This is a genomic window from Deltaproteobacteria bacterium, from assembly GCA_016210005.1.
In the GTDB taxonomy this organism is placed as follows: Bacteria; Desulfobacterota; Binatia; order HRBIN30; family JACQVA1; genus JACQVA1.
In genome coordinates this window covers 1-8,117 of the sequence record JACQVA010000102.1, presented here as the reverse complement: position 1 = coordinate 8,117, position 8,117 = coordinate 1, and the positions used below count along the sequence as shown (strand labels likewise).

The following is an 8,117-nucleotide window of genomic DNA, read 5'->3' as shown; positions in this document are numbered from 1 at the left end:
CTTGTTCATCTTCGGTCAATTCGACATCGAATGGGCTCTTTCTGGGCATCCGCACCGCCTCCACCGCTGGCGGAGACGGTAGCACGGCACCCGGGGAATTCCCACAGATAATACGTCATCGTATTTACGAATTGCGGTACTTAGGTGCGGTAGATGGCGTGCGTGCCGATGTCCACGGTGAAGATGGTATCGCCTTCCACGAAGAAGACCGCGCGCAGATCGGCTTGGATGGTGAGGGCGTGAATGGTCTTGCCTGATTTGACGGACAGGGCGTGGATCTTGTGGACACCGAGACGCGAGTCGAACGGATTGGCCTTGAAGATCTTCCACGCTCGGCGAACCGCCGCCTTCTGACTGTCCGGCAAGCGATAGAAATTGCGCCAGAAGGTCTCCGACGCCTTGAACAGGTAGCTCACTTCGGCGGGTGATCGCGGAGAGCGGTTTCCATGTCCACGACGCGCCCGTGCCGGATGTCGTCGATTCCCTGCCAGAAGGATTCGGGAATGGCGCCGTCTTCGAGTCGATGGACCATCTCGAAAACTTCAGCCTGCTCGTCTTTCGGGAGCGCCCTAATCTGCTCGAGGATTGCCCTTGCGTTCATGGGGGCATCCTAGCTGCAACCGGCGGTCTTGCAAAGCGCAGCAGATCGTCCTTGCCTGCGCCAACCGGCATCGGCTCCCGGAACCGCACCGACCCGCCTCGCCGACCAACTCGTCGGCGCTGCGCAGCGGGCGATGGGGTGATTCGAGCAGAAAGGGATCCTCCTTCACCGAGCTTCACCGAGGGGGGAATCGGCCTGGAAGGCGATCCCGCCGTCCGCTGCTTCCTGCGGCGCCGCCGCGCGGAGCTGCACGCGAGCCTTGAGCCCAGCCGGCTCAGCGTGAAGCGAACTGAAGTGGGCTAGTGAATTCTCATTTCAATGGGCGACCCCCTTTAGCCCGCTCGATCCTCGTTCCCTCGACCCTGACCCCGCCAAGCGCTCGGCCCAGGTAACGCCTCTCTTACGTCGGTTGCAGTTCCACCGGTTGATTGGCAAGATTCCACACTCACGCCGCTGGCGTGTCTCACTCAATGGACGCCGCGTCATGGCCGCAGCGGTCAAGCTGCGCAAGGTTGCCTACCCCGGTTTCTATGCCACTGCCGCCATGGCGTGATTCGTTCGTGCAGCCGTGCGGTGATCCCATGTTGGTGTGTGGGCCGGTTTCAGGTCGACGGGCTGCCAGCGGTCGGGAGAGAGTCGCATCGTCCAAGACCCTTGGCGGAACCATGGCGAAGCGCAGCTCGCCCGTGCAACGATTTCGCGGCGCGGTTGCGGGGCTCACCGTTGCAACGGCCGTGGCGTTTGCTTGTGCTGCCGTCGCCGCTTCGGCGAACGGCGCCGTGGTCCTGAGCTTCCGAGATGTCGACACCGGCTACGCGGTTGCGCCAATGGTCGTCGTGCAAAGCGTGGACCCCGACTGCCGACCTGGCCCGGTGGTCGACACGTTCGATGCGGGCGGCGAAGCCATCGTGAAATGGTATGCGACGGGACGATACACGATCCGCGTGACAATGCCCGGGTACGTGCCGCTCGACAGCTGGTTTACGGTGGACGACGCGGCGACGCCGAGCATCCGATTCATGCTCTCCCGGATGGATACGGTACGCGATGCGCAGCTCGCTCGCGCGCTTCCGACCACGGCGGTGGCCTCCGGTTTCGTGACCGATGATGCGACGGGCGCGCCGCTGGCCGGGGTCGCGGTCGCGCTCGAATCAGCCGATGTCGAGACGGTGACTGATGCGGCGGGGTACTTCGCGCTGCGGGTCGCCGCTCCGGTCGCGGCGCCGGAGGATGGATCGACGCCGCGGGCGAAGGCGGACGTTCTGAGCTTCGCGCTCGCCGGGTATAAGACGTTGCGGCGAACGGGAGTCCTGTTCACCGCCGGTGCCACAATACGGACCACCATCGCACTTTTCAGCGGCGAGGGGGCGATCGAAGAGCGCCACGATATCGGCTCACTCTCGGTGCACGCTCGCGTCGACGTCTCGGCGTCGCAGTGGCTGCAACCGCCCGCAATGGCCCAACAGCACGGCGCGATGGAACTTGGGACGGTAGCTCGGGCGGCATTGATATTTCCCGCCTCGCCGCCGAGTTCGATCCGACTGGGCGTGAGCAACACGAACGGGCCGTGTTGCAGCGACTGCCCCAACGTCCAAGTCTATACGCTCGCGGACTACGTTCGGCTCGGCCTCGGCGATGAGTGGCTGCCGTCTTGGGAGCCGCACAGTCTGCGGGCCGGCGCAGTCGCCTACCGGTCGTACGGCGCCTACCACGTCTCCCATCCCCGCACTAGCACTTATGACATCTGTTCTAGTAGCTGCTGTCAGGCGTTCGATAACGACGACGAAGGGCTCACGTCGGCCCGCACCGCGGGCATTGTACTCCTCGACCCGAGTCTCCAAATCGCACGGGCCGAATACTCCGCCGAGAACAACAACTTGGTCGCGCCGGACAATGCCTCGAACTGCGCCACCGGTGAAGCGCCCTGCTGCACGAACAGCGATGCGAGCTGCGGGGACGGGTTTGCCGGCTCGCCGGCGGCCGGATGGCCGTGTCTCAGCGACGTGGCGGGGGCGGGTCAGTACTGCAACGGCCACGGGCGCGGCATGTCACAGTGGGGCAGCCAGGGTTGGGCCGCGCAAGGGAAGTCGTGGCTGTGGATAGTGAACCACTACTACAACGACAACGGAACGCCGGCCCAGCTGAGGGCGGCCGAACTGAGCTCGCCGATGTTCATTATGGAACTGATCCTGCCAACCTCTGCGATCGCAGGCATTCCGATCACAATCAAGGCTAAGGTGTATAGCGCCGCTGGCATCGCCCACGAGCATGTCCTGCTCGGCGCGTACGTCACCTTGCCCACCGGCTCCGTCATCCAGGATCACGCCCACGACACGACCGTGGTCGTGGCGCCGGGTGAAAGCGAGGTATCGCGCCTGCTGCTCGTGCCGAGCTGGGTCAGTGGCCCGGTACGTGTGAACGTCAGCCTCTGGCTCGACGTCGACGAGGACGGCCGCATCGACGAGAACGTGGATTTGCTGCTCGCGGGCGTTGCGCCGCCGACGCGAACACCGACTCCCACCGTGTCTAGTGCGATCTCGCCGACGCCTACGCGAACCCCAAGCCCGAGCGTATCGCCATCGACGGTAACACCGGCGCGTACGGTCCGCGTCTCGGGCGTCGTGACGAACGCCGCGACTCGGGCTCGGCTTGCTGGCGCGGTGATGACGCTGGCCGGGCAAACGACGACGACCGACAGCAACGGGCAGTACGACTTTACGGCAGTTGACCTCACTGCGGGGCGCACACTGAGCGCAATGAAGGCCGGCTTTTCCACGTACTCGTCGGACCTGACGGTGCCAGTCGGCGCGGTGGCGGTGGCACAGGACATCGCCCTAAGTCCATCGGGAGGTTCGAAACCTATCGTTACGGCAGTGAAGCCACAGTACCAAGGACTCTTTCTTGGCGGTGCCCAGGTCTTCAACCAGTATGCGGCGAGCGTCAACTGGAACGGCGCACCCGGCACCGTCGAGTTCTATGCCAACGGCACGCTCAGCCAAGTAGTGCCCGGGACGCCATCCGGCGCCAGCGCGGGCATCAATATGGCTCTCGGCTTCTCAGGCTCGTTGAGTCTCGGGGTCAACCAACTGCGCGTCATCGCAGTCAACGGCGCCGGCGTGCGATCGGATGCGTTCACCGTGCCGGTCTCGATCATCCCTCTGCCTGGGTTCCTCAGTGAGTTCGCTGCGCTCGCTCCCTTCCAGTTCATCCCCGGCAACGATCCGCAATATTCCTTTACGTTTGAGTTCCCAGACCAGTCCGCCCAGTTTCTGCAAAGCCTGCCCCTGCTGGACAAAACGGGCATCGATTTCTCCGTCGAGGGTGGCTTCGAGTACGCACTCAACAGCGGGGAATGGGAAATCCACTTCGGGACTCTGGCCCGTCCCAGATTCAACGGTGCGGCCACCCGGAACCTGCGCCGCCCCAAGCTTTCCGTTGGCGATTTGGAGGTCGATATCGGCCTGAGCGCTGTAGCGGATGGCATCGCGACCCAGACCAGGGGGATCGTGCCGCAGGATGTCGGGCTGCAGCTCACGCTCGACCGAACGCAGGACATCAAATCATTCCTGCTGAGCGATTACGTGCCCGGCGCTCAATGGCTGCGCATCCTGGACTGGTTGAAGCGACTGGGGTTGGACATCAACAGCCTCCAGCGGGTGACGCTCCAAGGCCTTCTCAAGCTCGCCTTGCAGTTGGTTGCCCAGCTCGATCCGCCGCCAACAGGCTTCGGTGGCTTCCGTACGCCGATCGATCTCGGTGCCCGGGCCGTCTACGGCCCCGATCTGAAAGCCGCGCAGGGGTTGGTCAAGGTGGGCGGGACTGTCGGCACCACCCTGCAACGGCCGCAAGACCCCTTTCTTCAAGAGCTGAGAGCGCAGTTCTTCGGGGAAGTGCAGTTCACCGTGCTCTCGCTGGTTGTGCTGGATGAGCAGTTTGCGATCCTCAACTATACAAAGGATTTCACAGCTGCCCAGGCGTTGCGAAGCAGAGATGGGGCAGCCAAGGACTGGCGCGTCATCGAAGGAATGCGTCGACCCGTGCGCCCGATCGCGAGGGACTATCTCTCCGGTGGCCCGCCGCGTTTTGTGGCGAACCAGCAGGCCGCAAGGCTGAGCCGGTTTCAGACTATGAGCCGCTCGCGCAGGCGGGATGCGCTCGCAGTATCTCCGACGACCGACATGGTTTTGGTCGAAAACGTGTTTTCCAACGGCCAGCCGGCGCTCGCGGCGCGTGGCTCAGAACTGATGGTGCTCTACGTCTCCGACAACGCCACCGCGAACCCGGTCCAATTCACGGACATCAACTGGATGCGCTATGACGGGGCGACCTGGACCGCCCCGCAGCCGATTCTTGCCGACACGCGCGGTGAGTTCAGCCCGCAGGTGGCGTTCGACGGCAATGGCAATGCGGTGGCCGTATGGGAGCGAATCAAAGATCCAAATCTCAACACGACCGACGTCACCGCGTTGTTGAGCAACGTGGAGATTGTCTGGTCGCGCTGGGATCGCGCGACTGGAACGTGGAGTCTCCCGGCATCGCTCACCAACAACGCGTATCTCGACCACTACCCACGATTGCCCGGACCCTTGGCTGATGGCAGCGTGCTCCTCGCATGGACGGCCAACACTCAGAACCGAATCGTGGGCGACTCGAGTGCCGGGTCCGCATCAACCGATACGGTGCGCTGGGCCAAGTGGGACCCGAATTTGCAAGGTTGGAGCATCCCGCAAACGCTGGTCAGTAACCTCACGTCCCGAACCTCGCAATCTCTGGCGGCAGGTGGAACCGCTGCCGTCTACGCGTGGACGACCGACGCGGACGGTAACCTCGACGACGCCTCCGACCAAGAGGTGATCTACTCGACCTGGACCGGCAGCGGCTGGGCCGCCGCCGCGCAACTCACTAATGACACGGTTGCCGACCGCAACTTGCGCGCCGTCATCGCCCCATCTGGCAAGGTCTTCCTGGTCTGGCAACGAGGAGCCGACTTAGTGCTCGATCGCGATCTGGCGAGTGCTCCGGAGGTGGCGCATGCTGGCACCGACAGCATCGCCTTCACAGACTACGCACTGAGCGTCGGTCCGGCTGAGAATCTGGCCTTGATGTGGGAGAACCAAAGTCCAGATGGCAGCGATCCCTACTACAAGGTCTACGATCCAGCCTCGGGGCGATGGAGCCAAGACGATCGGCTCCTCGCCGATTCAGCGCTCGAGCGGTCGTTTGCGCCCGCGTGGGACGATGCTGGCAATCTCACCGTTGCGTACGACAGAACCGCTGTGAACTCGGGGTCGGAAACGATCACGACGGATGGCGGCGAGAGCATCACCATCGACAACGTGCCGCAGCTCGGTCGCACCGATTTGGCGGTTCTGAAGCGAGCGCTCGTGAAAGATGTTGGCTTGCAGGCGGGCGATTTCACTGCACAAGGGACTAACTTCTTGGCGGGTGACAGCATCACCCTCTCGGCGACTGTGAGAAACCTCGGCAATCTGCCGGTTGAAAGCCTCCAGGTGGCGTTCTACGACGGCGCCCCCCTCTCCGGCGGCACCGAGATCGGTCGGCAAGTGATCGCAGGGTTTCCTCGATGGTGCGGCCACCACGACAGTGACAGCGGCATGGACCGTGCCTGCATCTGCTGGACCGCATACGCTGTACGCCGTTGTCGATCCTGACGGCACGTTTAGCGAGCTGAACGAAACGAACAATCAGTTGTCGATCACGATTGGTGCGACGGACCTGGTTGCGACGCTGGTCTCGAAGTCAATCGAGGATGATGGTTCGGCGCGAGTAATCGTGCAGGTCGTGAACGGCGGGGCGCCCGCGGCTCCTTCGAGTACGCTCGCAGTTCGATACTCGGCCGATGCAGGGGCAGCACCGTTGGTTACTGCGCTCATTCCGCCGCTCGATCCGGGCAGCTCCGCGCAGGTGGCGATTGACCTGCCGCCGGGAACCGTTGATTCCCAAGAGCGCCTGTTTCTCGCTACCGCAGACGACGACCAGATCGTGAACGACGCGAACCGACAAGACAACAGCGTGACCTTTGCAATGAGCGTGTTGTTGCCGTCACCCACTGCAACCGCCACTCCTACCGAAACACCGAGAGAGGTGCCGACCGCCAGCGAGACATCGACAAAGACACCACATCCCACGTCGACGCACACCGTTCCTCGAGAGCCAAGCCCGACCCCGAGCCCGGCTCCGACCGATACGCCGACGGTGGCGCCGACAGCGACTTCGGCTCCTACGGCGACGCAGTCACCCCAGCCTACATCCAGCCCCGTAACGCCCCCGCCGACGCCAACCCGGACAGCGCTGCCCACTTCGCCAGCTGGGGACGCCAATTGCGACGGCCGAGTTTCGGCGGCCGACTTCCCTGCGCTCGTGAAGGTGATTACCGCCCAGGCCGAGGCCCGGTGCACCGGTGCCAACACCGATGGGCAAGGCGCGATAGACACAGACGACCTCCGTGCCACTATTCAAACCATCTTCAGTGGTGCCCGGTGACGTGTATAGAACGGCCGTAAAGACCTCGTGGGGGCACGTGGGTCAGAGTGTTCCGAGTTCCCGAAGACGCTCGCAGCAGCGGGGTGGAACGTCATCGCATCACGGCGTATCGCGTATGGCTTATGGCCGGACGATCGCGAATCGACTCCTCGGTGTGGGCTGCGCGGCCGAAATGACCCGTTGAAGAAGGAGCACGACACGGTTGGAAAGCGTCCGACTGGTGCCGGCCAGATGCGTACGGTGAATTGGACGTATCCCCTGTCACAGCTGGCCGCGAGCTGGTGGCCGCGATCGAGCAGGTCCGCCGCACAGCCATTGCGGCTTGAGCGGTAGCGGTGGATTCAGTCGACGGTCCCCGACTTCAGCAGCTCAGCGCGCATCTCGACGCGCTCCGGTGCATTCATCTCAAGCAGGGAGCAGGGCCACCGTGGCGCGACCGATCGGAGTCAGTCCGTTGAGAAAAGGGCCGGAGACCGCGAAATGTTCTGCCCAACGATCAATGCGGGGGTTGAACAGGCGAACGCTTTCATTGGATTCCGGGTCGACGCTGGTGAGATTCGGCCCCTTGCACCCGTTTGCAGTCGGGGCAGGCCAGGGCCAGGTTATCGGAAGCGTCGGTGCCGCCGTGCTGTCTCGCGCGGATGTGTTCGATGTGGAACGTAAAGAACGGCGCGGCGGCTTGTCGCAGGTTGCAGTACTCGCATCTGTCGCCGGCGCGGCCGAACGGCACGCGTCGTACTCGGCCCGCTCGCGGTCGGACAGTTGCCCTTCGTTCGCCTTGTCGGCGAGCTTGTCCACTCGCGCCTGGGTCTCGGCATCCGCTCGCAGGGTGATGATACGACGTGCGACTTCCGCCGTCAGGCAGTCGCCGAGTGGGGTGTAAGGGACCGGGCTATGAGACCGTGGTGGGTTCACCGAAACTGACCGCGGCAAGTTCGGCCAAACTGACCACAGCGAGATCGGCCAAACTGACCGCGGCTGGCTCGGGCAAACTGACCACATAGAGATCGGG

Annotated in this window: 4 protein-coding genes and 1 pseudogene; 2 read left to right on the top strand and 3 right to left on the bottom strand. The window is 63.6% G+C overall.

The genetic code is table 11. The features are described from left to right. Nucleotides 1–140: 140 nt before the first annotated feature. Complete coding sequence (locus HY699_10100; protein MBI4516150.1) at nt 141–416, bottom strand: hypothetical protein; 276 nt, start codon at nt 414–416, stop codon at nt 141–143. After that, nucleotides 413–601, bottom strand: a complete 189-nt coding sequence (locus HY699_10095) for a hypothetical protein (protein MBI4516149.1) — start codon at nt 599–601, stop codon at nt 413–415. The genes HY699_10100 and HY699_10095 overlap by 4 nt, the downstream gene beginning before the upstream one ends. Before the next feature lie 665 nt (nt 602–1,266). On the opposite strand from HY699_10095, the gene HY699_10090 reads away from it, so the two are divergent. Continuing rightward, nucleotides 1,267–6,273: a hypothetical protein gene (locus HY699_10090; GenBank protein ID MBI4516148.1), complete on the top strand. Its 5,007-nt coding sequence runs from the start codon at nt 1,267–1,269 to the stop codon at nt 6,271–6,273. Further along, a complete protein-coding gene (locus HY699_10085) occupies nt 6,224–7,105 on the top strand; it encodes a hypothetical protein (GenBank protein MBI4516147.1) in 882 nt (293 codons plus the stop codon). The genes HY699_10090 and HY699_10085 overlap by 50 nt, the downstream gene beginning before the upstream one ends. Before the next feature lie 341 nt (nt 7,106–7,446). On the opposite strand, the pseudogene HY699_10080 reads toward HY699_10085, so the two are convergent. Beyond that, nucleotides 7,447–7,835: pseudogene (locus HY699_10080) on the bottom strand (HNH endonuclease). Nucleotides 7,836–8,117 lie beyond the last annotated feature (282 nt).